At 73.4% G+C, this 25,115-nt stretch carries 19 protein-coding genes; 7 read left to right on the top strand and 12 right to left on the bottom strand.

The genetic code is table 11. The features are described from left to right. The first annotated feature begins 197 nt into the window (after positions 1-197). The 3 genes from ACN27G_RS30560 (at position 198) to ACN27G_RS30550 (ending at position 3,813) form a co-directional block, all read left to right on the top strand. Positions 198-1,325, top strand: coding sequence for a PP2C family protein-serine/threonine phosphatase (locus ACN27G_RS30560; protein ID WP_421496143.1), 1,128 nt, complete (start codon positions 198-200; stop codon positions 1,323-1,325). A gap of 154 nt (positions 1,326-1,479) precedes the next feature. Next, positions 1,480-3,399 carry an acyl-CoA dehydrogenase gene (locus ACN27G_RS30555; RefSeq protein WP_421496142.1) on the top strand — a complete coding sequence of 640 codons (1,920 nt, stop codon included), beginning with the start codon at positions 1,480-1,482 and terminating at the stop codon, positions 3,397-3,399. 144 nt (positions 3,400-3,543) lie between these two features. Then, positions 3,544-3,813 carry a DUF6458 family protein gene (locus ACN27G_RS30550; protein WP_421496141.1) on the top strand — a complete coding sequence of 90 codons (270 nt, stop codon included), beginning with the start codon at positions 3,544-3,546 and terminating at the stop codon, positions 3,811-3,813. A 32-nt stretch (positions 3,814-3,845) separates the two neighbouring features. Here ACN27G_RS30550 and ACN27G_RS30545 read toward each other — a convergent pair whose 3' ends face one another. Beyond that, positions 3,846-4,409 (bottom strand): SixA phosphatase family protein, encoded by a 564-nt coding sequence (locus ACN27G_RS30545; RefSeq protein ID WP_421497516.1) that lies wholly within the window; start codon positions 4,407-4,409, stop codon positions 3,846-3,848. A 381-nt stretch (positions 4,410-4,790) separates the two neighbouring features. Between ACN27G_RS30545 and ACN27G_RS30540 the strand changes: the two genes are divergently transcribed. Further along, positions 4,791-5,057: a DUF6458 family protein gene (locus ACN27G_RS30540; RefSeq protein ID WP_421496140.1), complete on the top strand. Its 267-nt coding sequence runs from the start codon at positions 4,791-4,793 to the stop codon at positions 5,055-5,057. 154 nt (positions 5,058-5,211) lie between these two features. Here the strand turns inward: ACN27G_RS30540 and trhA are convergent, their stop codons facing one another. From trhA to pdhA, 7 genes are all read right to left on the bottom strand, one after another. Further along, the gene (gene trhA / locus ACN27G_RS30535) at positions 5,212-5,889 is read right to left on the bottom strand and encodes a PAQR family membrane homeostasis protein TrhA (protein WP_421496139.1); all 678 of its coding nucleotides are present in this window, start codon (positions 5,887-5,889) and stop codon (positions 5,212-5,214) included. Positions 5,890-5,998: 109 nt separating this feature from the next. Then, positions 5,999-7,837, bottom strand: a complete 1,839-nt coding sequence (locus ACN27G_RS30530) for an NHL domain-containing thioredoxin family protein (RefSeq protein WP_421496138.1) — start codon at positions 7,835-7,837, stop codon at positions 5,999-6,001. A 114-nt stretch (positions 7,838-7,951) separates the two neighbouring features. Then, positions 7,952-10,798, bottom strand: a complete 2,847-nt coding sequence (locus ACN27G_RS30525; protein WP_421496137.1) for a hypothetical protein — start codon at positions 10,796-10,798, stop codon at positions 7,952-7,954. Between the two features lie 354 nt (positions 10,799-11,152). Next, positions 11,153-11,290, bottom strand: a complete 138-nt coding sequence (locus ACN27G_RS30520) for a hypothetical protein (RefSeq protein WP_421496136.1) — start codon at positions 11,288-11,290, stop codon at positions 11,153-11,155. Positions 11,291-11,529: 239 nt separating this feature from the next. Then, entirely contained in the window at positions 11,530-13,032 is a 1,503-nt protein-coding gene (locus tag ACN27G_RS30515; protein WP_421497515.1) for a 2-oxo acid dehydrogenase subunit E2, read from the bottom strand. Positions 13,033-13,037: 5 nt separating this feature from the next. Then, positions 13,038-14,027: an alpha-ketoacid dehydrogenase subunit beta gene (locus ACN27G_RS30510; RefSeq protein WP_421496135.1), complete on the bottom strand. Its 990-nt coding sequence runs from the start codon at positions 14,025-14,027 to the stop codon at positions 13,038-13,040. Continuing rightward, positions 14,027-15,211, bottom strand: coding sequence for a pyruvate dehydrogenase (acetyl-transferring) E1 component subunit alpha (pdhA, locus tag ACN27G_RS30505; RefSeq protein ID WP_421496134.1), 1,185 nt, complete (start codon positions 15,209-15,211; stop codon positions 14,027-14,029). The genes ACN27G_RS30510 and pdhA overlap by 1 nt, the downstream gene beginning before the upstream one ends. A 459-nt stretch (positions 15,212-15,670) precedes the next feature. Here pdhA and ACN27G_RS30500 point away from each other — a divergent pair, with 459 nt between their 5' ends. After that, entirely contained in the window at positions 15,671-16,459 is a 789-nt protein-coding gene (locus tag ACN27G_RS30500) for a hypothetical protein (RefSeq protein ID WP_421496133.1), read from the top strand. A gap of 103 nt (positions 16,460-16,562) precedes the next feature. Here the strand turns inward: ACN27G_RS30500 and ACN27G_RS30495 are convergent, their stop codons facing one another. Then, positions 16,563-17,258: an NUDIX hydrolase gene (locus ACN27G_RS30495; RefSeq protein WP_421496132.1), complete on the bottom strand. Its 696-nt coding sequence runs from the start codon at positions 17,256-17,258 to the stop codon at positions 16,563-16,565. Between the two features lie 390 nt (positions 17,259-17,648). Between ACN27G_RS30495 and ACN27G_RS30490 the strand changes: the two genes are divergently transcribed. Together ACN27G_RS30490 and ACN27G_RS30485 are read left to right on the top strand one after the other, a co-directional pair. Continuing rightward, positions 17,649-19,184, top strand: a complete 1,536-nt coding sequence (locus ACN27G_RS30490; RefSeq protein ID WP_421496131.1) for a M28 family metallopeptidase — start codon at positions 17,649-17,651, stop codon at positions 19,182-19,184. Positions 19,185-19,334: 150 nt separating this feature from the next. Continuing rightward, positions 19,335-19,949, top strand: coding sequence for a Uma2 family endonuclease (locus ACN27G_RS30485; protein WP_421496130.1), 615 nt, complete (start codon positions 19,335-19,337; stop codon positions 19,947-19,949). A gap of 137 nt (positions 19,950-20,086) precedes the next feature. On the opposite strand, the gene ACN27G_RS30480 is transcribed toward ACN27G_RS30485, so the two are convergent. The 3 genes from ACN27G_RS30480 to ACN27G_RS30470 all read right to left on the bottom strand — a co-directional run bounded on the left by ACN27G_RS30480 (position 20,087) and on the right by ACN27G_RS30470 (position 25,000). Beyond that, a complete protein-coding gene (locus ACN27G_RS30480) occupies positions 20,087-21,316 on the bottom strand; it encodes a hypothetical protein (protein ID WP_421496129.1) in 1,230 nt (409 codons plus the stop codon). Between the two features lie 133 nt (positions 21,317-21,449). Then, the gene (locus tag ACN27G_RS30475) at positions 21,450-23,165 is read right to left on the bottom strand and encodes a GTPase (protein ID WP_421496128.1); all 1,716 of its coding nucleotides are present in this window, start codon (positions 23,163-23,165) and stop codon (positions 21,450-21,452) included. Further along, positions 23,162-25,000 carry an ABC transporter gene (locus tag ACN27G_RS30470; RefSeq protein ID WP_421496127.1) on the bottom strand — a complete coding sequence of 613 codons (1,839 nt, stop codon included), beginning with the start codon at positions 24,998-25,000 and terminating at the stop codon, positions 23,162-23,164. Before ACN27G_RS30470 ends, ACN27G_RS30475 begins: the two co-directional genes overlap by 4 nt. Between the last annotated feature and the right edge of the window lie 115 nt (positions 25,001-25,115).

Genomic DNA, 25,115 nt, shown 5'->3' with positions numbered 1-25,115 from the left:
CGGATCGCGGCCGTCCGGCTGGGGCAGCGGTCACCGGGGGAGTGCGCAAAGTGATCACAGGAATGTTCATTCGACCTGCAACGGTTGGCTGACCCGGCGACAGGATCCGGCGGATCCGGGCCGCTGGAATGCGCCAGGTGGCCAGAACCCGATCGGACGAGGAGCCAACTTCGTACAATCGCGCTCGTCTATCAGGCATGCTGTTCGGCGTACCCATGCAACTGCTGCCGCCGGGCCGTCGCCCGCTGAGCCAAGGTTCCCGCGCCGGCCTCGGCGCGGCCGTCGTGCTGCTCGTGCTCGTCTCCGTGCTGGAGTTCGCGGACGAATCCGAGGTCAACTATGTCGGCCTCGTCGCGGCGGCACCGTTCCTGGCCGCCGCCCTCGCCTCCTGGCGGGTGGTGGTCGCGGTCGGGGTGCTCGCCACCGCGCTGGCGGCCCTGCTGGCCTGGGGCGGGCACGTCGTACCGCTGGCCACCACCGTCAACCTGGTCGGCGTGGTGCTGGCGACGGCGATCGCGTCGCTCTTCGCGGTCATCCGGCAGCGGCAGGCCGACCGGATCGCCGAGCTCTCCAAGCTGGCCTCCGTGGCCCAGCAGGCGGTGCTGCGCCCGCTCGGCCCGCAGGTCGGCAGCCTGGCGGTGGCCGGGCACTACATCTCGTCGACCGCCGCCGCGGACATCGGCGGCGACCTCTACGAGGCGATCGACACCCCGTACGGGGTGCGGATCATCATCGGTGACGTCCGGGGCAAGGGGCTGGACGCGGTCCGGCTGGCCAGCATCGTGCTCGGCTCGTACCGGCACGTGGCCTACGAGCGGGCCGACCTGCGGGCCATCGTGGCCGACCTGGACCGGGCGGTGGCCCGTAACGTCGGCGACGAGGACTTCGTCACCGCGGCCCTGGTCGAGGAGCGCGGCGGCACGCTCACGATCGTCAACTGCGGTCATCCGGCCCCGCTGCTGCTCCGTCGCGGTCAGGTGATCCCGATGGAGCCGCCTGCTCCCGCGCCGCCGCTCGGCTTCATGCCGGTGGTCCGGCCCCGGGTCGAACGGCTCGAACCGGGCGACCGGCTGCTGCTCTTCACCGACGGGCTCGGCGAGGCGCGCCGGGACGGCGAGTTCTTTCCCACCGTGGACCGGGCCTGGCGGCTGCTCGGGCACGGCACCGTCGCCGACGGGCTGGCCTCGCTGGAAACCGCGCTGGTCGAGTGGGTGCGGGGCCGGCTCGACGACGACATCGCGCTGGTCCTGATGGAGTACCCGGGCCCGCACTCGGCAACCGCCTCGCCGGTGCCGAGCTGGGAGGTCGGCGCCGCCGACAACTGACGGTCGCTCCACCTCGCCGGTACGCAGCGTCGGCTTCCCGTCACTGTGGCGCGGGTCACTGGAGCGGGTGCTCCCCGGCGACTTACCGGCTAGTAATATTGGGTCCTGTTACTGCCGGGTAACCTGTGTTCGCGAGTCCGGGGAGCAGAGGCACATGACCCATTACAGGAGCAATCGGCGGGACCTCGAGTTCAACCTCTTCGAGGTCTTCGGCGTCGACCAGGCGCTCGGCACGGGCCCGTACGCCGAACTGGACGTCGACACCGCCCGGGACGTGCTCGCCGAGGTCGAACGGCTGGCCGGCGAGGAGCTGGCGACCAGCTACGCCGGGAGCGACCGCAACCCACCGGTCTTCGACCCGGCCACGCACACCGCTCCGCTGCCCGAGCCGTTCAAGAAGTCCTACCGGGCGCTGATGGGCTCGGAGTTCTGGCGGATGGACCTTCCCGCCGACCTGGACGGCACGATGGCCCCCCGCGCGCTCTGGTGGTCGGCCGCCGAGCTGGTCCTCGGCGCCAACGCACCACTGTGGATGTACGCCGGCGGTCCCTCCTTCGCGTACACCCTCTATCGCGAGGGCACCGAGCTGCAGAAGAAGTGGGCCAAGCTCTTCGTCGAGAAGCAGTGGGCCGCGACAATGGTGCTCACCGAGCCGGACGCCGGCTCGGACGTCGGTGCCGGGCGCACCCGGGCCGTCCCGCAGCCCGACGGCTCCTGGCACATCGAGGGCGTCAAGCGCTTCATCACCAGCGGTGAGCACGACCTGACCGACAACATCATCCACTATGTCCTGGCCCGCCCGGTCGGGGTGGAGGGCGTCGGTGGGCCCGGCACCAAGGGGCTGTCGCTCTTCGTGGTGCCCAAGTTCCACTTCGACTCCGAGACCGGCGAGCTGGGCGAGCGCAACGGCGTCTACGCCACCAACCTCGAGCACAAGATGGGGTTGAAGGTCTCGAACACCTGCGAGATGACCTTCGGCGAGCACGGCGTGCCGGCGAAGGGGTGGCTCCTCGGCGACGTGCACGACGGCATCCGGCAGATGTTCCTGATCATCGAGTACGCCCGGATGATGGTCGGCACCAAGGCGATCGCCACGCTCTCCACCGGCTACCTCAATGCCCTTGAATACGCGAAGAACCGGGTGCAGGGCGCCGACCTGCTCCGGTCGACGGACCGGAACGCCCCCCGGGTCACCATCACCCACCACCCGGACGTCCGCCGGTCGCTGATGCTGCAGAAGGCGTACGCCGAGGGGCTCCGGGCGCTGGTCTGCTACACCGCGACCTGGCAGGACCGGATCAACCTCGCCGAGGCGAGCGGCGACGAGGCCACCGCCGGGCTGGCGAAGGGCGTGAACGACCTGCTGCTCCCGATCGTCAAGGGTGTCGGCTCGGAACGGGCCTACGAGCTGCTCGGTCACGAGTCGTTGCAGACGTTCGGCGGCTCCGGATTCCTCCAGGACTATCCGATCGAGCAGTACCTCCGGGACGCGAAGATCGACACCCTCTACGAGGGAACGACGGCGATCCAGAGCCTCGACCTCTTCTTCCGGAAGATCGTCCGGGATCGCGGTGCGAGCCTGATGGCGGTTGCCGGTGAGATCACGGCGTTCGTGGAGGCCGGTGGCGGCGATTCCGCCTCCTCCGGCTCCGCCGCCACGTCCTCCGGCCCGGAGGGCTCGGCCGAACCGGGTGACGGGCGGCTCAAGGAGGAGCGGGCCGCCCTGGGCCGGGCGCTCGGCGAGGTGCAGGCGATGGTCGGCACCATGACCGGATGGCTCGCCGAGGCGCAGGGAGGCGAGGCGCGCGCGATCTACAAGGTCGGGCTGAGCAGCCGGCGCTTCCTGCTCGCCGTCGGTGACCTGGTGGTCGGTTGGCTGCTGCAGCGGCAGGCCGAGGTGGCGCTGCGGGCGTTGGGCGGCGAGGTGAGCGAGGCGGACAAGGCGTTCTACACCGGCAAGCTGGCCGCGGCCCGGTTCTTCGCCCGGGAGGTGCTGCCCCGGATCGGCGCCGACCGGCGGATCGTGCAGGCCACCGACCTGGACCTGATGGAACTTCCCGAGGAAGCTTTCTGACCGGAACTGGACAAGCGGGATTCCGGCGGCCGGCGGAGCGATAGCTCCCCGGCCGCCGCGCTATTGTTGAGGCGGTGCCAGGAGCGCTTTGGCCTGATTTGTCGTGAAAGCCCACGACCCATCGCACGGGGGAGTGCAGCGGACATGGGCATCGGTACGGGAATTTTCCTCATCACGCTGGGAGCCATCCTGACGTTCGCCATCAGGGCGAACATCTGGTGGCTCGATCTTCGGGCGGTCGGCTGGGTGCTCATCCTGGCCGGGGTCGCGGTGCTGGCCACCACGATGTGGTACTGGCAGGACCGCAAGAAGCGGGCACGGACCCTGATCGTCGAGGAGAACCGGCTGTCGCATCCGACGGCGATGATGCCACCGCCGCCGGATCCGCCACCACCGAGCGCGCCGCCCACCTGACGACGACCGGGGCTCAACCCCGGACGGTGCGTTCAGCCCCGGGCCGTGTGCCACTTGACGATCGGCCCGGCCTGGGCGCGTACCTCCGTCCAGTCGCCCTCGATCCGGTGGATCACGATTCCGCTGGTACGCAACCCGTCCGGGTCGGCGTGCACCGGGTCGAGCAGAGTGGACAGTTCCGAGATGGTCGGATTGTGCCCGATCAGCAACAGGGTGGACGCCTCGGGATCCGTGCCCCGGACGAGGTCGAGCAGGTCCGCCGCGCCCCCGTGGTAGATCCGCTGGTCGTACCGGACGGCCGGCACGGCACCGCCACCGGTGGTCGTCGTCGGGTCGGCGGTGCCGGACCGCCCCTGGCCCGTCGCGGCGCCGAGCGGGCGGATCGGCGGTGCGGCCATGCCGAGCGCGACGTCGTGCCAGGTCTGCCGGGTGCGCTTGGCAGGCGAGCAGACCACCGCATTGGGCAGATAGCCGCCGTGGCCCAGCCAGGCGCCCGCGGCGGCGGCGTCGGCGTGTCCACGCGCGGTGAGCGGTCGCTCGGCGTCCGGTGCGGCGGCCGGGCGTTCGGCCTTCGCGTGGCGTAGCAGCACCAGGATCCGGCCCGGGCCACCCGGCCTTCCGGAACCGGGCGACCGCCCGCTCGCACCGGTCGCGCCGGGGACGCTGGTATCCGTCACGATGCTCTCCCTCCGGTCGGTGGCGCGCCGTCCGGGCCAGGTCGGGCTTGGGCCAGGTCGGGCTGGGGCCGGCCAGCGGGCCGGGCCGGGGCGGCCGGGGTCGGCCGGCGCGGCGTCCCGTCCCCGTCCCATCCCGTTCCGTCCCCGCCCTGCCGGTCCGGCACCGGTGGCGACGCTCCTTCCAGCTTGCCGGATTCGGATCTGAAACGCCTGGGTATGTCGATGGGCGCCGCGACCCTCACGGACCGCGCGCGTGGCCGGTACGGCCGGTACCAGTCGACAGCCTAGGAGGGCGACACAGTGGGCATCGGTGGAAGCATCTTTCTCATTGCTCTCGGCGCGATCCTCGCGTTCGCGGTGCACGTCGAGACTGGTTGGCTCAACCTGAGCGTCGTCGGCTGGGTGCTGATGCTCGCTGGCCTGGTCGGGCTCGTCATGACGACGTACCTCTGGCGGAACCGCCGCCGTACGGTCGTCGCTCCGGTGGTGGATCCCCGCTCGCCGGCCCGGGAGGAGCAGGTCGTCGAGGAGTACCACGAGGTCCGGCGTCCCGGCCGTCCGCTCTGAGTCCGCGACCTCGGCGCGGCGGCGCCATTCCGACCGGTCCGCGGCAGGGCCCCCGGCCCAGGGCCGCTCGACCCAGGAGCGTGCCGCCGGTCCGGGGGTGTACGCCGGCCGAGGGGTGTGCGGCGGTCCAGGGGTGTGCGCCGGCCGAGAGGGCTCAGGCGAAGAGGGCGAAGTAGATCGCGATGTGGTGGCAGATCGCCGCCACCAGCGTGCAGGCGTGAAAGAGCTCGTGGTGCCCGAAGACCGTGGGCCAGGGGTTGGGTCGGCGTAGCGCGTAGCAGACCGCGCCGACGCTGTAGGCCGCGCCGCCGGCCACCAGCAGGGCGAGCACGGTGACCCCGCCCCGGGCCAGGATGTCCGGCAGGACCGCGACGGCGACCCAGCCCAGCGCCAGGTAGAGCGGCGCGGAGACCCACCGGGGGGCGTGCGGCCAGACGAGCTTCATCGCCACCCCGGCCACCGCGCCCGACCAGACGACCAGTAGCAGTGCGGCGGCGCTCGTCGCCGAGAGCACCAGCAGGCAGAACGGGGTGTAGGTGCCGGCGATGAAGACGAAGATCATCGAATGGTCCATCCGGCGCATCAGCCGGTAACCGCGCTCGGACCAGACCCGGCGGTGATAGAGCGCGCTGGTGCCGAAGAGACCGCAGACCGTGACACTGTAGATGGCGCAGCTGATCAGCGGCGTCCAGCCGGGCCGGGTGGCGGCGATCGCGCAGAGCACGACGCCGGCCGCCACCGCGACGAAGAAGGCGTACGTGTGCAGCCAGCCTCGCATCCGTGGTTTGCCCAGGTCGACGGGGCGTAGCCGGATCGGCGCGGAGGTACTCACAGGAACAGGTTACGGCACCGTAGGTTACTCAGGGGTAGTGTACGGGCAGTGGTTCCGGTCACGTTGCCCAGTTGCCTTTCGAACGTCCCGGCCGGGCGGCGGCGGACGGTCAGCTGTCCAGGCCGCGCAGCACGAGCGGCAGCCGGTGTACGCCGTCCGGCGTGATCCGCACCGGCACCCCCCAGTCCTGCCGGCTCAGGTGGCAGGCGGCGTGCTCCGCAGCGGCGTCGCAGGTGGCGGCCTGCGCCACCACCTGGAGCACTCCGGAGCTGACCGCGTCGTTCAGCACCAGCCGGCGGGAGAGTTCGGTGCCCACCCCGGCGCCGTCGAGCAGCAGTTCCGGCGGGGAGGCGGAGACCTCCAGCCGGGTGGCGGGGCCGAACGACTCGTCCAGCTTCTGCCCGGGTGGCGGCTCGAAGATCACATCCAGGGCCAGCTCGCCCGCGGCGAGGTCGGTGGGCGGCCGTTCGGTACGGTGCCGGTCGCCGGTGACGGTGCCGGCGCCGCCCGCGGTGAGTGCGCCCGGCGCCAGCCTGGTCAACCGGTGCGCGGCGGACTCGACCACCAGCACCTCGCCCGTGGAGGTCACCAGCACGTCGCTCGGCTCGGCGAGCCCGTCGGCGACCGTCGAGACCGTACCCGTATCCGGATCGAACCGCCGGACCGCGCCGTTGTAGGTGTCGGCCACCAGGACCGACCCGTCCGGCAGCGCCCCGACGCCGAGCGGATGCTGCAACAGTGCCTGCTCGGCCGGGCCGTCGACGTGTCCGAAGTCGAAGAGTCCCTGCCCGACGGCGGTGTTCAGCACCCCGTCGGAGACGAAGCGCAGCGCGCTGGTCTCGCTGTCGGCGACCCAGAGACGGCGGCCGTCGGCCGAGACCGAGAGGCCCGACGGCTGTGCCAGCCAGACATCCGGCAGCGGACCGTCCCGCAGCGCCTCCACGGTGGTGCCGGCGAAGACCCCGACGGTCCGCTTGACCGGGTCGAACCACCAGAGCTGGTGGATGCCGGCCATCGCGACGATCACCCGGTCGTCGTACCAGGCCAGGTCCCAGGGGGAGGAGAGGTCGACGGCGAGCGCGTCGTGGGCGTGGTCGTCCACGGTGGAGCGCCACTGCCGGCCCGTGCCCGCCACGGTGGTCACCTCGCCGGTCTCCAGCCGTACGCCCCGGAGCAGGTGGTTGACGGTGTCCGCCACCACGACGTCGTATCCGGCGATCTCGGCGGTGTGCGCGGGGAGCCGGCAGATGCCCTGCGGCTCGGTGAACCGGGCGACCCCGGCCGGGCCGTCCGTCCGGCCACGCTGACCGGCGCCGATGCGGCGCAGCACCGTCTCGCCGTCCGGGGCCAGCTCGACCAGGGAGTGCCGGGCGGAGTCGGAGACGAGCAGGTTTCCGCCGTCCAGTTCGGCGACCTTGCCGGGGAAGCGCAGCACCGTCTCCGGCTCGGCCGGCGGCACGTACGGGCCGTCACCCCGGTGCAGGGTGCCCTTGGCCCCGTGCCTGGCGATCAGCTCGTCCAGCAGCCGGGCGAGTCCGTCGGCGTGGCCCTCGCCGGCCATCGTGGCGACGACGTAGCCCTCCGGGTCGATCACGTTGAGGGTCGGCCACGCCTTTGCCGCGTACTGCTGCCAGGTGGCCATCTCCGCGTCGTCCAGCACCGGGTGGGCGACGCCGTACCGCTCGACGGCGGCGGCCAGGGCGTCCGGGTCGCGCTCGTGCTCGAACTTCGGCGAGTGCACCCCGACCACGACCAGGACGTCGCCGTACTTCTCCTCGAGCGGGCGGAGTTCGTCCAGCACGTGCAGGCAGTTGACGCAGCAGAACGTCCAGAAGTCCAGGATCACGATCTTGCCGCGGAGGTCGGCGAGGGTCAGCTCGCGCCCACCGGTGTTGAGCCACCGGCGGCCCCTCAGCTCGGGTGCACGGACGCGGGACGAGGTAGCCATACGCGTCACCCTGCCATGCCGCCACCGACGCCGTTACCGCCGCCCCCGCCCCCGGGTGGACGGGGGCGGGGGCGGGGGCGGGGGCGGGAGGCGTCGCTCGGATCTGCCGGGCCGCTATCCGCCGGCAGGCGTCCCGACCGATTCCAGGCAGAGCACTTCCTGCCGTTCCGGGATGACGATGGTCTGCGGGGTCTCCGCGGGGCACTCGTTCTTGTCGGTCACCTTCGAGGCCACCTTGAAAACGTCCTGCTCGGCACAGTCCGCGACCACTGGAGTGCCGCCGGAGTCCTTGACACAGGCACCCACCGCCGGGTTGAACGGCGGTGCCGCCTCCTCGCTGCCGATCTTGCCGAGCAGCCAGAGCGTGCCCAGCGGGATCGCCAGCAACAGCACGGCGGCGACCAGTACCAGGAACAGCACCTTGCCGTTGCGGACCTGCGGTGTCGGGGCCTCGGTCTTGGCCTCCGCCTCGGCCGCCTCGGGCTTGAACGCGTCGAACCGGCCATGCTCGGCGTTTCCCTCCGGTTGGGACGGCCCGTCCCAACTCGACGGAGCGGCAGACGGTGGCGGCCCGTACGGCGCCGGGCTGCCCGGCGCGCCGTAGGTCGTCGGCCCCGGCCCGGATCCCGGTCCCGCCGGACCGGTCCTGCCGAATCCGGGCGGCGGCCCGCCGGATGGCGACCCGAAGTCGGGCTGTACGGGTGCGGGCCCGCCGAACCGGTCGGTGCCGGGCGCGGTGGCGGCACCGAACGGGCCGGCACCGACCGGACCCCGACCGTCGAAGCGGTCACCGTCGTACTGTCCCGCTCCGCCGAACCGGTCGGGTCCACCCTGGCCGGGTCCGCCGAACCGGTCGGGTCCACCCTGGCCGGGTCCGCCGAACCGGTCGGGTTCGCCCTGGCCGGGTCCGCCGAAGCGGTCCCCACCGAAGGACGCCGGTCCACCCGGACCCGACCCGTCCACACCGATCCCACCGGGGCCCTGCTCGGGGCCGCCGCCCGGGCCGATCAGATCGGCGAAGGGCGGCCCGCCGCCGGGACGCTCGGGACCTGCGGAACGGTCGGGAGCGTCAACCTGCGGTGCCCTGGCGCCCGGCACGGCGACCCGGGTCGCCGGTGGGTCGTCCGGGAAGTCGGCACCGCGTTCATCCCGGCCGGGGTGGGCTGGCGGTGCACCGTAGACCGTCGGTCCGGGTCGATGCTGGTTCGCGCCCGCGGGCCGGTCGCCGTCCCAGCCGTCCGAGGCGCTCGGACCCGGCTGCTCACCGTCCCGGCCACCGGGAGAGTCCGGACCCGGCCGCTCGGCATCCCAGCCGCCCGGCGCCGAGGGGCCCGGTCGGTCCGGCTCCTCGGCGCCGGCCGGGCGCCCGTACACGCGTGGCTTCGGTGCGGGGACCGCGGCCGAGGGAAGGTCGGCCGGCGGCAACACCCGGCTCGCCGCCGGTACGGCGGCACTGCCGGCGACGGCCCGCCCGGTGGGTCGGTCCGACTCGGCGGGCGACTCCTGCCGACCCGCGACCCCGGGTACGGAGACCCGCCCGGCGATCGCCGCATCGCTCGGGGTCCGGGGCTGTGGTACGACCGCGGGGGCGCCGGGCGGTGCAGCGGGCGACTGTGGAGCCGCCTCGGACGCCCCCGGGCCCCATCCGGCCGCCTCGCGAGGCGCCGGTTCGTACTCGTTCGCCTGCTGGCGCCCCGGCCCCGGCCCCGGCGGATAGTCGGCCGGGACATAGTCGCTTGGGGCATAGTCGCCCGGGGCATAGTCGGCCGGCGGTGACGCTGCGAGGCTGGCGCCAGGGATCCGCGTCTCCTGCGGCGGCAACGGCACGGCGTTCCCGGGCGAGATCCCCGGTGCCAACCCGGGCTGGTACGCCGGCCCGTCCGCCCGGCGCCGCTCGAAGTCGGCCTCGCGGCGGTCGAAGTCGGGTTCGCGGCCGTCGAAATCGCGCCCCCGCCGGTCGAAGTCGGGCTCGCGCCGGTCGAAGTCGGCCTCGCGGCGGTCGAAGTCTGGTTCGCGCCGGTCGAACTCGGGCCGGGAGGGCTCGAACGGCCCCGGCCTGGCCTCGCCGGGCCCGGTGGACCAGGTCGGCGGCTGGGGAGCCCAGGCGGACGCCTGCGCCGCATCGCCCTGCGGTGCGTCCGGCTCGGCGGCGGGTGGACGGTTGCCAGGGCGCTGCGGGAGGTCACCTGTCGGCCGGCCGGGGTCCTGACGCGGCGCTGCCGAACCCCATGCCTCGGCCGCCGGCCACGGCTCGACCTCGGGGATGACCGGCCGGTTGACCGGCGAGAAGTTCGGCGGGTCGGCGTACGGGACAGGGCTGCCCGGGGCTGCCGACGAGGGCTGGACCGGGCTGCCGGGAGCGGCCGGCGGATAGCTCGGCGCTCCGAACTGCTGGCCGGGAAAGCCCGGAGCACCGCCGCCGGGCTGGTCCGGATAGCCCTGAGGGCCGGCGGGGGAATGCGGCTGGTTCGGGTGGGCCGACGGGCCGGCGGGTGAGCCGGGCTGGTTCGGATAGCCGGGCGGGCCGCTCGTCGGCTCGGCGGGTTGGCCGGCACCGGACCAGCGAGGTGGGCCGGGCTGTCCCGGCGGACTGTCCCACTCGGGTGGGAAGCCCGGACCCGTCGAGGGGCCTCCGGCGGACTCGGGTAGCGGCCCCCAGGGGCCGTCCGGGCGTGGCGCGGCCGCGCCACGCTCGTCGCCGGGGGATCCCCAGCCGGGTTGCCCGGGATGCCCCGGCATGTTGCCCGGCTGCTCGTGCCAGGCCGCGGGCGGGCCCGCCCGCCCGGCGGCCGCCGGTGGTGCCCAGCCGGGATCGGCGGGCGGGGTCGTACCACCGGGGCCCTGCGGCGGGAACCGGTCGTCGTGGTGTGGTGCGGGATTGCCGTACGTGGCTGGGCCTGCGGCGCCCGGCGCAGCCTCGTCCGGCCACCGGCCGGGGTGCTGCGGATCCTCGGACGTCATGCGCGCGCCTCCTCCATCACATGTCGGCCGCGCCGGTCATGCGCACCGATCGCCGGCGGGTTGTCGGCGACTCCGGCGTGACACCGGCTGGGCAAGCTTCCCGCACGGTAGCCGGTCCAGGCCGGCGCCGCCCGGGCAGCGCGGGTCGCCGGACCGGTCGTCCGGGCGGGCCGAACCAGTTCTGCTCGGCGCATCTCCTACCGGCCGGTCGGTCGACGACCGAGCCCACCGTACCGGGCGGTGTCGCAGGGACGGAACTCCGGTGTGGCCCGGGCGGGAAACGCCGACGGCCCGCCCGGAGCGCTCCGGGCGGGCCGTCGATCTGGTGCGGAGGAGGTGAGGAGTCTGTCGAGGTCAGCCGTAGTAACGCTGCGCGGCGATGAGGATCTCGTCACGGACAGCCGGCGAGTTGCTCGCCCGCAGTGCCCGCCGGATCGCCCGCTCGCGGCGCGCCGTCTCCCGGCGGCTGCGGATCCGGTTGATCATGCTCATGGTGTTGCGCCCCCTGGCTTATTCGGTTGTGGTGGCCGTCTGATGTGTCCATTGAACCTCGCGCGAGCGACGGCTGCCACTGATTATTAGGTGAGCTGCAACACCAGCCGAAGAATCAAAGGTCGAGTAGCAACCTGGCCGACGGTTCTTCGTAAGCAAATGTAAACGGCCGGTGTGCCCGGGAGTAACCCGGGGCACACCGGCCGCATCGTCCGCAGCTGGTGCGGGCGCCGTGCGGGTCAGGTCCAACCCAGCAGCGCGGCCTCCGGATCGGTCAGGAAGTCGCCCACGTCACGCAGGAACCTCGAGCCCAACTCGCCGTCGATGATCCGGTGGTCGAAGGAGAGCCCGAGCGTGGTCACCTGGCGCACCCTGACCTTGCCCTTGTGCACCCAGGGCATTTCCCGGACCGCCCCGAAAGCGAGGATCGCCGACTCGCCCGGCGGCAGGATCGGCGTACCGGTGTCGACGCCGAAGACGCCGACGTTGGTGATGGTCAGGGTGCCGCCCGACATGTCGGCCGGAGCCGTCCGGCCCGTCTTGGCGGTCTGCACCAGTGCGGTCAGCGCGTCCGCCAGCTCACGCAGGGTGAGCCGGCCGGCGTCCTTGATGTTCGGCACGATCAGGCCGCGCTCGGTCGCCGCCGCGATGCCCAGGTTGACGTACTTTTTGACGACGATCTCGTCGCCGGCCCAGGTTGAGTTGACCATCGGATGACGGCCGACCGCCAGCAGCACGGCCTTGGCGACCAGCAGCAGCGGCGAGACCCGGACGTCCCGCCACTCGCGACGCCCGCGCAGCCGGTCCAGCGCCTTCATCGAGCGGGTCACGTCGACCGTCAGGAACTCGGTGACATGCGGGGCGGTGAACGCCGACGCCGCCATGTTCTGCGCGGTCAGCTTGCGCACGCCCCGGACCGGGATCCGCTGCTCCCGGTCCGGCCCGAACGCCGGTGCCGAGGTGCCCGTGCCGGCCGTCGCCGGCTCCGCCTCCGTCGCCGCTCCGGCCGCCGCCAGGTGTACGTCGTCCCGGGTGATCGACCCGAGCGGCCCCGACCCGCTCAGGGTGCGCAGGTCCACCCCGAGATCCTTGGCGAGCTTGCGCACCGGCGGCTTCGCCAGGACCAGCGCACCCGGGGCGGCGGCGGTACCACCGGTCCGGGGCGCCGGTGCGGCAGCCGCCGCCGGTGGTACCGGCTCGGCAGTCACCGCCGGTGGTACCGGCTCGGTGGCCGGCGTCGCGGTCGGCGCGCCCGACGCCGCCACCCCGTTCGGTGCCGCAGGAGGGCTCGCCACCGGTACCCCGTTCGGCGCCGCCGCACCCTTGCGGGGCCGCCGCTTCGCGGCGCCGGTACGTGGGCCGTACCCGACCAGCACCGCCGTCCGGCCACCCGGAGCGGGCCCGCCGATCAGGCCGGGCTCGACGGCGCCCTCGGCGGGTGCCACCTCGACGGCGGCCAGCGAGGCCGCCGACGGCTCCGGCAGGTCACCGGCGCCGGGGTCGGTGTCCACGGCGAAGATCGGCGCACCGACCTCGACCACCGTGCCCTCGCCGTGGAAGATCGCGGTGATCTTCCCGGCCCACTTGGCCGGGATCTCGACGGCCGCCTTCGCCGTCTCGACCTCGACCACCGGCTGGTTGAGCTCGACCGTGTCACCGACCTGGACCAGCCACTTGAGGATCTCGCCCTCGGTCAGCCCTTCGCCGAGGTCCGGCAGGGGAAACTCGCGTACCCGTGACATCCGGCTCACCACCCGAAGGTGCGGTCGACGCCGTCGAGCACCCGGTCGAGGTTGGGCAGGTAGTCCTCCTCCAGCCGGGCGGCCGGATAGGGCGTGTCGAAGCCGGTGACCCGCAGCACCGGTGCCTCCAGGGAGTAGAAGCACTCCTCGGTGATCCGGGCCGCGATCTCGGCGCCGAGGCCGAGGTTGCCGGGTGCCTCGTGCACCACCACGCACCGGCCGGTCCGCTTCACCGACTCGTAGACCGGGGCGAGGTCGAGCGGGGAGAGGGTACGCAGGTCGACGACCTCCAGGTCCCGACCGTCCTCCTCGGCGGCGGTCGCCGCCTCCAGCGCGGTACGCACCATCGGCCCGTACGCCAGCAGCGTGCCGTCCCGGCCCGGCCGGACCACCCGGGAGGCGTGCAGCGGGTACGCGTCGCCGAGTGGCGTGTCCAGCTCCACCTGACCCTTCTCGTGGTACCGCCGCTTCGGCTCCAGGAAGACGACCGGGTCGTCGGTGGCGACCGCCTGCTGGATCATCGTGTACGCGTCCTGCGGCGACGAGCAGGCCACCACCTTGAGCCCGGCGGTGTGCGCGAAGTACGCCTCCGGGGACTCCGAGTGGTGCTCGACCGCGCCGATGCCACCGCCGAAGGGGATCCGGATGACCATCGGCACCCGGACCTTGCCCTGCGAGCGGAAGTGCATCTTCGCCACCTGCGACACGATCTGGTCGTAGGCGGGGTAGACGAAGCCGTCGAACTGGATCTCGCAGACCGGGCGGTAGCCGCGGATGGAGAGGCCGACGGCGGTGCCGATGATGCCGGACTCGGCGAGCGGGGTGTCGATCACCCGGTTCTCGCCGAAGTCCTTCTGCAGGCCGTCGGTGATCCGGAAGACGCCGCCGAGCTTGCCGACGTCCTCGCCCATGATCACGACCTTGGGGTCCTGCTCCAGGGCGCGGCGCAGGCCGCGGTTGATCGCCTTGCCCAGGGTGAGGGTCTCGGTGGCCATCAGTGCACGCTCCCCTCGAACGAGTCCAGATAGCGGGCCATGAACTCCCGCTGGGCGTCCACCTCGGGCGAGCCGTTCGGGAAGACGTTGTCGAAGAGGGTCAGCGGCTCGGGGTCGGGCATCTCCAGCACCCGCTCGCGCAGCCGCAGCGCCTCCTGCCTGGCCTGCTCCTCCACCTCGGCGAAGAAGGTGTCGTCCGCGATGCCCTGCTTGCCGAGGAACGCCCGGACCCGCGCGATCGGGTCCTTCGCCTGCCACGCCTCGACCTCGCTGGCGATCCGGTAGCGGGTCGGGTCGTCGGTGGTGGTGTGCGCGCCCATCCGGTAGGTGTACGCCTCGATCAGGGTGGGGCCCTGACCGTGGCGCGCGTTGTCCAGCGCCGCCCGGGTCACCGCGTACGTGGCCAGCACGTCGTTGCCGTCCACCCGTACGCCGGGGAAGCCGAAGCCGGCAGCCCGCTGGTAGAGCGGGATCCGGGTCTGCCGTTCCAGCGGCTCGGAGATGGCGTACTGGTTGTTCTGGCAGAAGAAGACGATCGGGGAGTTGAAGACGGCAGACCAGATGAAGGCCTCGTTCACGTCGCCCTGCGCGGAGGCGCCGTCGCCGAAGTAGGCGATCACCGCCTCGCCGTCGTCGCCGCCGGTCCGGCCGTCCATGTTCACGCCCATCGCGTAGCCGGTGGCGTGCAGGGTCTGCGCCCCGATGACGATGGTGTACATGTTGAACTTGAACTCGTTCGGGTCCCAGCCGCCGAGGTCGACGCCGCGGAAGAGGCCCAGCGGCATGATCGGGTCGATGCCCCGGCAGTAGAGGACCCCGTGCTCCCGATAGGTCGGGAAGGCCATGTCCTGCGGCCGCAGCGCCCGGCCGGAGCCGACCTGGGCCGCCTCCTGGCCGAGCAGGCTCGCCCAGATGCCCAGCTCGCCCTGGCGCTGCAACGCGGTCGCCTCGGTGTCCAGCCGGCGGACCAGCACCAGGTCGCGGTAGAGCCCGCGGTATTCCTCGTCGGTGAAGTCGACGCGGTATTCCGTGCCGTCCGACCAGGTGACCTTGTCGATCCGGTCGCCCTCGGGCGTGAGTAGTTGCACCAGGTCACCGGTGCCTGGGGACGTGCCGCCAGACCGTGCGGACCGGGGTGTGGCTCGCCTGCCGCGGGCCGTGCCCGCGGGATCGCCCTTCGCCATCCCTATCTCCCTGTCGTTCGTGCGTCGGCACCGGGGGTGTCCCGACCGCGCAGCTCGTGCGCCCGTCCGGCTGGTGCCGGACCGGGGGTGGCTGCCGCGCCTGACCCCGGTAGGGGCAGCCACGCGGCGCGGACCAGTTCCGGCCGCTCCGGGCCGAGCTGGTCCACCGAGCGCCGGCACCACGTCCTGCCTGCCGCGGGGGTGCGCGAAGGTCGCGGCCGCGTTGCCGTCGGCTCCATATTCGCAGAGCAACCGGGTACCGCTACAGGTCGGCCTCGGCCGTCTCCGGAACGCCGCCGGCTTCGCACCACATCAACCGATTTGATCGGGTACGGAAACCACCGTGACCGAAACTGGGCCACTGACACGCTGTGTGACGCTGGCCAACACAGAGTTACTCCGCCACTGTAGGTAGCGGCGAAATCACGCGACCGAGATCCTTTCCGTGAGGAGTATCCCGTGCCCAACCACGGTTCCGAGCCGCCGGCTCCGGTGCTGCTGGCCCGGCACCGCCGGTCCGGGGGTACGCACGTCGCGTACCGGAGAGTGACCGGCGTGCACCGGGCGGAGGGGCTCGGTCGTCCGGCCCGCCGTTACCTGCTCACCGTCGCCCTGCTGGCCGGCACCTCCTCGCTGCCCATCCTGGCGGCCATCGGCAGCGGTTCGGCGACCGTCTCCGACGGGATGCGTCCGGCCGAGGCCACCCCGTTCGTGCCACCGCCGGCCGGCGCGTCACCACTGGTGGTGCCGCTTCCGACGGCGCCGCCGGTGGCGGAACCGGGCCCGGTCGGTAGCGGCGAACGGTCCCGGCAGGCCGGCTCCCGACCGCTCGCCGTCCCGCCCGGCACCGTCGCCGAGCGCCCCGGTCCCGCCGTGGGGGAGCCGGGCCCGCCGCCGGTCGGTCGGCCGGCGCCGACGGACGGGCCGGAGATCCCGAACGGGCCGGCACTGCCACCAGCGCCGCTCCCGACCGGCACGCCGGACCAGTCCCCGGCACCCTCCCCGCCATCGGCCACGCCCCCCTCTCCCGCACCGTCCCCCTTCCCGGGCCCGCCGTCGCCGTTCCCATCTCCATCCCCGTTCCCGTCGCCGTCGTCGGAGCGCCCGACCGGGACGCCACCGTCGCCCGGGCCGAGCGGATCGCCCACGCCGACGGGTGCGCCGCCCTCCGGCACCGCCACCACCCCGGCACCGACCCCGGTGCCGGTGCCGGTGCCGGGCACGCCGCTGCCGGCGACCGGTTCCTGAGCCGCCGCGGTGCCGGGCCCCTGAGTTGCCGCCGGGCGACCGGCCTGGCGGATCGCGGCTGATGGAGCGGCAGTGATCACGGACGGGCCGGAGCGGCGGCGGGTCAGCGGCGGGTCACGGACGGGCGGAGCATCGGTGGGTGCAGCAACTCGGCCGGACCGCGCCGGAAGAGCTGGGCGGGTCGCCCCCGGTCGCCCTCGGTGACCCGGCCGGCCGGCTCCACGAACCCGGGGGTGCTGGTGACCTTCCGGTGGAAGTTGCGCGGGTCGAGCCGGCTGCCCCAGACGGTCTCGTAGACCGTACGCAGCCGGGCGATGGTGAACTCCGGTGGGCAGAACGCGGTGGCCAGCGGGGTGTACTCGAGCTTGGCCCGGGCGCGTTCCAGCCCGTCGGCCAGGATGGCGTCGTGGTCGAAGGCGAGCCGGGCGTTGGCGATCCGGGAGACCGGGAGCCAGTCGGCCGCCGCCGCGTCGGTGCCGGCGACCGGGTGCGGCAGGTCCGGCATCAGTGCCAGGTACGCCACCGTCACCACCCGGCCGCGCGGGTCGCGCTTCGGTGAGCCGTACGTGCCGAGTTGTTCGAGGTGGCCGACCGGCTCGGGAACCCCGGTCTCCTCGGTCAGCTCCCGGGCGGCGGCCTCCGGCAGGTCCTCGTCGAAGCCGACGAACCCGCCGGGAAGCGCCCATCGGCCCTGGTGCGGGGGGACGCCCCGGCGGACCAGCAGGATGCAGAGGTCGTCCGCGCGCACGGTGAGGACCACCAGGTCGACGGTCACGGCGAACGGCGGAAATTCTGCCATCTGAATTATCACCACCTTGACGAGAAGCTATCACAGTGGTTATCGTCAACAGGACGAGAAAGGATTCGGTTCCGGACCACCGGCCGGGACCGATCTACCGGACGAGGTCGTCGACCGGCAACGACGGCCTCCGGCGGCGCTGGCCCGGCGGGTCAGCGCCGCCGCCCGATCGGCTGGCGGGGGGCCAGACCGGTCACCGGCGGTGCCGGCGGGCCACACCTGCTCTCCCAGGTCGTGGTCCGCCGGCCACCGGTGCCCGGGGAACCGCCCGTCGCGGCACCACCGGCCGGTAAGCGCACTCGTCCGGACTATTCACCGGCCATGCACGCCTGGCTATGCTGACCTCCCTCGATAAGACCGGTAACCCCGGTGACCCGACAGGGAGGCAGCGTGGGTCGCACCAGCAATCGGTGGAGCCGTGGCCTGCTGGCCACCACACTCGTGACGGCGCTGGCAGTGGTGGCGGCGCCCTCGCCGGCACAGGCGAGTTCCGGCCTCGGGAGCCTCGGCTCCTGGGTGTTGCGCAAGGCGGTCACCGCCAAGGGCGTGCAGCAGCATCTCAGGGAGCTGCAGAAGATCGCCGACCGCAACAACGGCAACCGGGCGTCGGGCGCACCCGGATACGACAGGTCGGTCGACTATGCGGAGAAGGTGTTCCGGAAGGCCGGATACCGGGTCACCCGGCAGGCGTTCGACTTCCAGACCTTCCTGATCAACACACCGTCCGAGTTGGAGCGCGTCTCGGCTCCCGCGGGTGACCTGCCACATCGGATCATGAGCTACTCGGGCAGCGCCGACGTGACCGCACCGGCCAGCGTGCCGGCCGGCGACTTCCAGGGCTGCAACCCCGAGGACTTCGGCCCGGCCAACGTCGGCACGATCGTCGTGATCAGCCGTGGCGCCTGCCCCTTCGGGCAGAAGGCCAGCACGGCGGCGGCGGCCGGCGCGGCCGCGGCGGTCATCTACAACAACATCCCGGGCGACCTCTCCGGGACGCTGGGCAACGCGTACACGCTGGACTTCGCCGCCGTCGGGGTCTCGCAGGCACTCGGCCAGGAGCTGGCCGGTCAGGTCGCGGACGGTCTCACCCTGCGGGTCTTCACCGACACCTACCGGGGGCAGGCCACCACCGAGAACATCTTCGCCGAGTCGCGCTGGGGCGACCCCCGCAACGTGGTGATGGCCGGTGCGCACCTCGACTCCGTGCCGGAGGGACCGGGGATCAACGACAACGGCAGCGGCAGCGCCGCACTGCTGGAGATCGCCGAGCAGATGCGTTGGTTCCCCACGAAGAACAAGGTCCGGTTCGCGCTCTGGGGCGCCGAGGAGGCCAACCTGGTCGGCTCGACGTACTACATCGCCAACCTGCCGGAGGCCGAGCGGGACAGGATCGCGCTATACCTCAACTTCGACATGGTCGGCTCGCCGAACTACGTCCGGTTCGTCTACGACGGTGACAACTCGGCCTTCCCGCCCGGCACCGGCTCGGCCGCCGGCCCGCCCGGCTCCGGCGCGATCGAGAAGCTCTTCCACGACTACTTCCGGTCGCAGCGGCTGGCCTCGGCCGAGACGCCGTTCTCCGGTCGCAGCGACTACGGGCCGTTCATCGCGGAGGGGGTCGACATCCCGTCCGGCGGCCTCTTCACCGGTGCCGAACTGGTCAAGACGGCCGAGGAGGCCCGGGTCTACGGCGGCACCGCCGGCCAGGCCTACGACCCCTGCTATCACCAGGCCTGCGACGACATCGACAACGTCAGCCTGAAGGCGATCGACGAGATGTCCGACGCGGTCGCGCACGCGATCATCACGTACGCCTACGACACCCGCAGCCTCACCCGGCCGCTGACCGGCCCGACCGGCGGCAGCACGGCGCCGGCCGGTGGTGGCGGCGGACTGCACGACGACCACCACGAGGTCGAGATCTGACCGACGGACCCGTGACACGGGGGCGGCGCAATCGTGTCGCCCCCGGTGCCGTTACGTGAAACTGTCGGTGCTCTCCGTTAGCGTGGCGCCCGTGAACGTCCCACCCGTAGCCTTGACCTCGTGGCTTCCCCGACCGATCCCGGAGGTCCGATGACCGCCGCCCCGATCGCCCTCGACCGGCCCGGCCCGCACGGCTACACCACGGCAGACCTGCACGCCCTGCCCGATGACGGCCGGCGCTACGAGCTGATTGACGGGAGCATCATCGTGTCCCCCTCGGCCACGATCGACCACAACACCATCGCCCGGTGGATCGCCAACATCCTGGAGGATTCGTGTCCTTCGGAGGAGTATGCGGTCGGCACCGACCAGTCGACCACGGTCGACGCGCACAACGAGCCCCGGCCGGACGTGGTGGTGACCCGGGCGGAGCATCTCCGGCGCACCCCGTTCCCGATCACCGACGCGCTGCTGGTGGTCGAGGTGGTCTCGCCGACGTCCGCGCTGCGGGACACCGAGACCAAGCGGGCGCTCTACGCCCGGGCGGGGGTGCCGGCGTACTGGATCGTGGTGCCGGAGGAGGAGAAGCCGACGATCTCCCTGGCCGAGCTCCGGCTCGACGCGGGGAGCCGGAAATACCGCTACGTCACCCACTACACGACGGAGCCGTTCGGCACCGCGCACCCGTGGCCGCTCCGGGTGGACCTGCCCGCGCTGACCGCCCGCCGCGCCCGGCTGCTGGGCCAGCCCGCCGAGCAGGACTGACGGGCAGGGCCCAGCGCCGAACCCGACCGACCGGGCAGGACCGACCGGGCAGGACCGACCGGGCAGGACCGACCGGGCAGGACCGAGCCGCAGGGCCGACCGGCGTACGGAGCCGACCGCGGGCCCCGGCGAGGCCGTCACGCCGGGTCGTCGTCCAGACGCTGCCGGTTCGCCTCGATCCAGGCGTCCAGCGCCGCCGGGTCGTCCGGGTCCACGCCGTCGGCGATGAGCTGGGCCACCGCCGCCGTCGCCGGGCTGCGCCGCTCACCGGTGGTGTAGAGCCGGACGAACTCCGGCACCATCTCCTCGACCGAGCTGTCGGTCTGGGCCGCCGCCTCCGCCGGCAGTCCCCGCCGCCGCGCGGCGTACGCGCACCAGCTCCGGACCACCCGGGGCAGCATCGCGGCGTCGTCCATGTCGAGTACGGCCCGCCGGTGCACCCAGTCGAGCAGGAAGAGGCCGGCCACCGCCGGACTCCAGCGCAGCGGGTCCGGGTCCGGGAACGTGGCGGAGTGGTCGAGCACCAGGCTGAGACAGAAGTGCAGGGAGGCGAGATCGGTCTCGGGGACCTCGGGCAGCCCGAAGCGGGCCGCCTCCGGCGAGGCGAGGAAGGTGCGGACCAGCCGGTCCCGCTCGGTCGCCGAGAGCGGCTCCGGCTCCGTCCCGATCGTGGCGACCGGTGCCGGCGGCGGGAGCAGCGCCAGGCGGGCACCGACCAGGGTCCGGTCGGTGGCGAGCGAACCCTCGCCGGGCAGGTCGCCCAGCTCGTCGGTGATGTGCAGGTGGCGGTCCACCTCGCCACGCAGCCGGGCCGGATCCTCCTCGCGGAACCAGGTCAGGGCGTCCCCGTCACACATCTGCCGGACCTGGCCGAGGATCCGTTCGGCGGGACCGCCCACGAAGACGTCCTTGGTGATGCCGATGTTGTGGTCGACCAGGGCCACCACGGCGTGCTCCGGTCCGCCGGCCACGCTGTCGTCGTAGGCGAAGGTGGCGAGGTAGGAGGTCTGGTCGCCGTACACGTCGCCGTAGGCGTAGCTGCCGGTCAGCCGTACCTTGCCGAGCTGGTCGGACCAGGACGGCGCCTGCGCGCCCGGCTTGACGGCGCCGGCGCCCGCGGCGTCCGGCACCAGGGCCGCGAAGACCGTCCGGATCGTGGTCGCGGCGGCGGTACGTCGACGGGAGGTCGCGGAGAGGAAATCGCTCACGAAGTCCCGGACGGCGCTGCTGCGGTCCTCCTCCGCGATCGCGTAGACGCTGCCGAGCAGTGCGGTGCCGAGCATCTCGGCGTCGAGCGCGCAGTCGAGCTTGGTCACGTCACGGGCGGCATGGAGCACGGCTTCGATGGGGGTCCGAGGCGGGGCCATGGACCGACCCTACGCCCGGAGGCACCGGTCCAGCACCAGCAGCGCGCCGGTACCGGCCGGTCCCGGCGGCGGCACGGCGCGGCCGGCGGGCGGATCGGCGCTGGTCAGCGGGGGAGCGGGCGGGGCGTACCGGTCATCGGGATTTCGCGGCCACGGCCAGTGCGGAGCGCGCCTCGGCGTACGCGCGCAGCACCTCGCGGACCGGTGCCACCACGTACCCCCGGGCGGCCTCGGCCACCGCGTCGTGCATCCGGCCCTCGGCCCGCCACCGCGCCCGCCGGGCGGCCCACCTGATCACGGGTTTGGCCAGCAGGGAGAGGAGCGCGCCGAGGAGCAGGCCGCCGAGGAGCAGGACCGTGGGCAGCGGCACCACCCCGACCATCGGGTAGTCGAGTTCCGGCAGCCCGAGGGCGCGTACCGCGTAACCGAGGAGCAGCCAGCCGAGGCCGACGGTGGCGGTGACGGTCACCAGCCACTGCACCGCGTTGACCACCCGCCACCAGACCGGCCGGCGTTCCACCCCGAGATCGGTGCCGGCCACGGCGCGGTCCAGCGCGTCGGGCAGGTCGGCCAGCCGGGAGCGGGCCGCCGTCGCCACCGCCGCCGACCAGGTGGCCGGCAGGGTCGTGCCGGCCCGGTCGGCGACCGCCCGGAGGGCCAGCCCGACTGCGGAGCGCTGCGCGGCGCTCGGTTCCGGGACCGAGGTCGCCGCCAGCGGCGGTCGCTCGATGCCGAGCCCGGCGCTTGCCGGCAGGGGCGCCGGAGCCCCGTCCGCGCCGCCGCCCAGGTGCAGCCGGCGCAGCGGGTCGGGGCGGAGCCGCCGCAGCCCCCGGGCCAGCGGCCAGCCGGTCGCCGCCACCGCCCGGTGCCGGTATGCCTGCTCCGTCGCCTCCGCCACCGCCGGTACGCCCGCCGCACCGGCGAGCGCGTCGATCAGCCGGCGGATCGTCGGCCGGTCCACGTCGTCGTCGGCCCGATCGGTGCCGACCAGGTCGGCGAGCCCTTCGACGACGGTGTCGACGTCGCCGGAGAGGCGCCGCAGCGCCGCCTGCCGCTCGGCGACGGCCTGCTCGAGGACCGACCGCAGCGGTGCCGTGCCGGTGTCGCTGAGCGCCGAGGTGGCGAGCACCGGCACCCCGCTGAGCTGGTCGGCGTCGACCAGCCGGCGCAGGTCGGCCAGGACCCGGGTCAGCTCGTCCGGCTGTAGCCGGTCCGCCTGGTTGAGCACCACGACGGTGACGTCCCGGTGGCGGTGGAGCTCCCGCAGGTAGCCGCGGTGCAGCACCCGGTCGGCGTATTTCTGTGGGTCGACCACCCAGACGACCAGGTCGACGAGGCCGAGCAGCCGGTCGACCTCGGTGCGGTGCGACCACTCGACCGAGTCGAAGTCGGGCAGGTCGAGCAGGACCAGTCCGTGCAGGGCGGCCTCGTCCGCGCCGTCCAGCGCGCTCTCCCGGACGAACCGGTGCCGGGGCAGTACGCCCACCCAGTCGAGCAGCCGGGTCGCGCCGTCCAGCGGCCCCCAGACGCAGGCGTGGGTGACCCCGGTCGTCGGCCGGCGCACCCCGACCGGCGACATCTCGAACCGGGCCAGCGAGTTGAAGAGGCTGGACTTGCCGCTGCCGGTGGCGCCGGCCAGCGCCACCACGGTGTGGTTGAGCGAGAGGGCCAGCCGGGTGCCGGCCCGTTCGACGAGGGTGTGCGCGGCGACCAGCCGCTCGTCGGGAAGGTGACCGTCGACGGTGTGCAGGAACCGGTCGACGGCGTGCAGGCGCTCGACCAGCCGGTCCGGGTCGGCCCGCTGGTCGGTGCGGAACGCGTCCCGGACCCTGCCCAGGATGTCGGTCATCGGGCTGCCGCCTCCCCTCCGGCCGACCGGGCCTCCCCGACCAGCCGGGCCGCCGTGCGCAGCTCGTCGCCGTGGTTGGCGTCGACACCGGCCGCCGCCGTGCGGGCCAGGTAGCGGGCCGCCTCCTCGCCGAAGAGGTGGTCGACCATTCCCAGGAGCTCCGACCGGGCACGGTTGGCCAGGCTGCGGATCGCCTGGTCGCCGAAGACCGCTTCGAGAACCTTCTGTGCGGCGACCGTGGTGCCGCCCGCGGCCGCCACCTCCAGGCCGGTCGGGATGAAGGCGGTGCTGGCGAAGACCGCGATCATCACGGCCAGTCCGGTGGCGTTCACCGCGTACGCCGCGCTGCGGGCGACGAAGCGCTTGTCGCCGCCGGAGGAGCGGACCAGCTCCAGCACGCTGCGCTGCCAGTCCCGGACCAGGCGCTCGGCGCGTTCCGTCAGGTCGTCGCCGGGCCGGGACAGCTCCGGGGTGAGGAGTGCGGCGCCGGCCGGATGGGTCTGCCAGGCCGCGGCGGTCTGTTCGGCAGCGGTCGCGGCGGCCTCGCGCAGCAGCGTGACGAGTTGGGACTCGATCGCGGTCCGGAGCTGGGCGTTCGGGGCGGGCCGGCCGGTCACCGCCGCGACGATCCGGTCGCGGAGCTGGCCGACCCGGGCCTCCAGGGTGCGGAACAGCTCGCCGGTGCCGACGAACTCCTGCCACCGGGCCAGCACCTCGCCCCGGAGTAGCCGGCCGTCCCGCAGTGCCTCCTCCACCGAGCGGCGGGCGCCCCGATAGCCGCCGCGGACCCGTTCGTCGAGCGCCTGTGCGGCGGTCGCCTGCTGGTCGGCGGCGGTGGCCAGCGTGTCGACGGCCGGGCCGAGCGCGCCGACCGCGCCGTCGAGGGTCTGCCGGATCACCGCCGCCCGGGCCTCGGAGTCGGCGGCGAGCCGGCCGAACCAGGCGCGCAGCGGCTCGGTCAGCCGCCCCGGCAGCAGCCCCTGGCCGTCGACCACGGTCTCCGGCAGGACGAAGAGCGGTGCGGCGTCGAGGTGGTGTGCGGCCAGCATCTCGGTGAGGTGCGCGGTCACCTCCTCGGCGGCCGCCGGGGGTACCCGGTCGAGGACCAGCGCGATCGCGGTCCCGCGTAGCCGGGCGGTGTGCAGCAGCTCCCAGGGCACCGCGTCGGCGTACCGGGCGGCGGTGGTGACGAAGAGCCACAGGTCGGCGGCGGCGAGGAGCTGCGCGGCGAGCGTCCGGTTGGCCTCGACCACCGAGTCGATGTCCGGGGCGTCCAGGAACGCCAGCCCGGCCGGCAGGGCTGGCGCGGTGACCAGGTGCAGCGTGTCCGGCCGGTCGCCCGGTGTGGTGGTGCGGGTCAGGTTGGGCAGCAGTTCGCCCTGCCGGAACCACGCCGCGTCGAGCGGGCTGCAGACCAGCACCGGCGACCGGGTCGTCGGCCGCAGCACGCCGACGCTGCTGACCCGGGCCTGCACCAGGCTGTTGACCAGGGTCGACTTGCCGGCACCGGTCGAGCCGCCGACCACCACGAGCAGCGGGGCGTCGAGCCGGGCGAGCCGGGGCAGCAGATAGTCGGCGAGCTGGGCGCGGAGTGCCGACGCGAGCTGGCGGGCCTCGTCCGCTCCCGGCAGGGTCAGCGGGTAGGCGGTGACGTCGATCGCGGCGCGCAGCCGGGTCAGTGCCCAGCGCAGCTCGGCGGCGGCGTCGCCGGTGGGCGGTGGCGTGGTGTCGCCGTGCGGCGGTGGCGTGGTGCCGGTGCCGGTGCCGCCGATGCGGGAGACTGGACCGACCGGGGGCGTGTCGAGGCCGGTGGCCGGTTCGCCGTGGGTCGTCACGGGTAAAGACTGCCCGATCGCTGCAACACAGACAACAGGCACGGTTGCTTATGGATCAGCGCGTCGTCGGCCGCCGGTTCTCGGGCCCCTTGTCCGGATCGCGGTAAACCCTCGT

This window comes from Plantactinospora sp. WMMB334 (genome assembly GCF_049179095.1).
Classification (GTDB): domain Bacteria; phylum Actinomycetota; class Actinomycetes; order Mycobacteriales; family Micromonosporaceae; genus Plantactinospora.
This window is presented reverse-complemented; position numbering and strand designations above follow the sequence as displayed.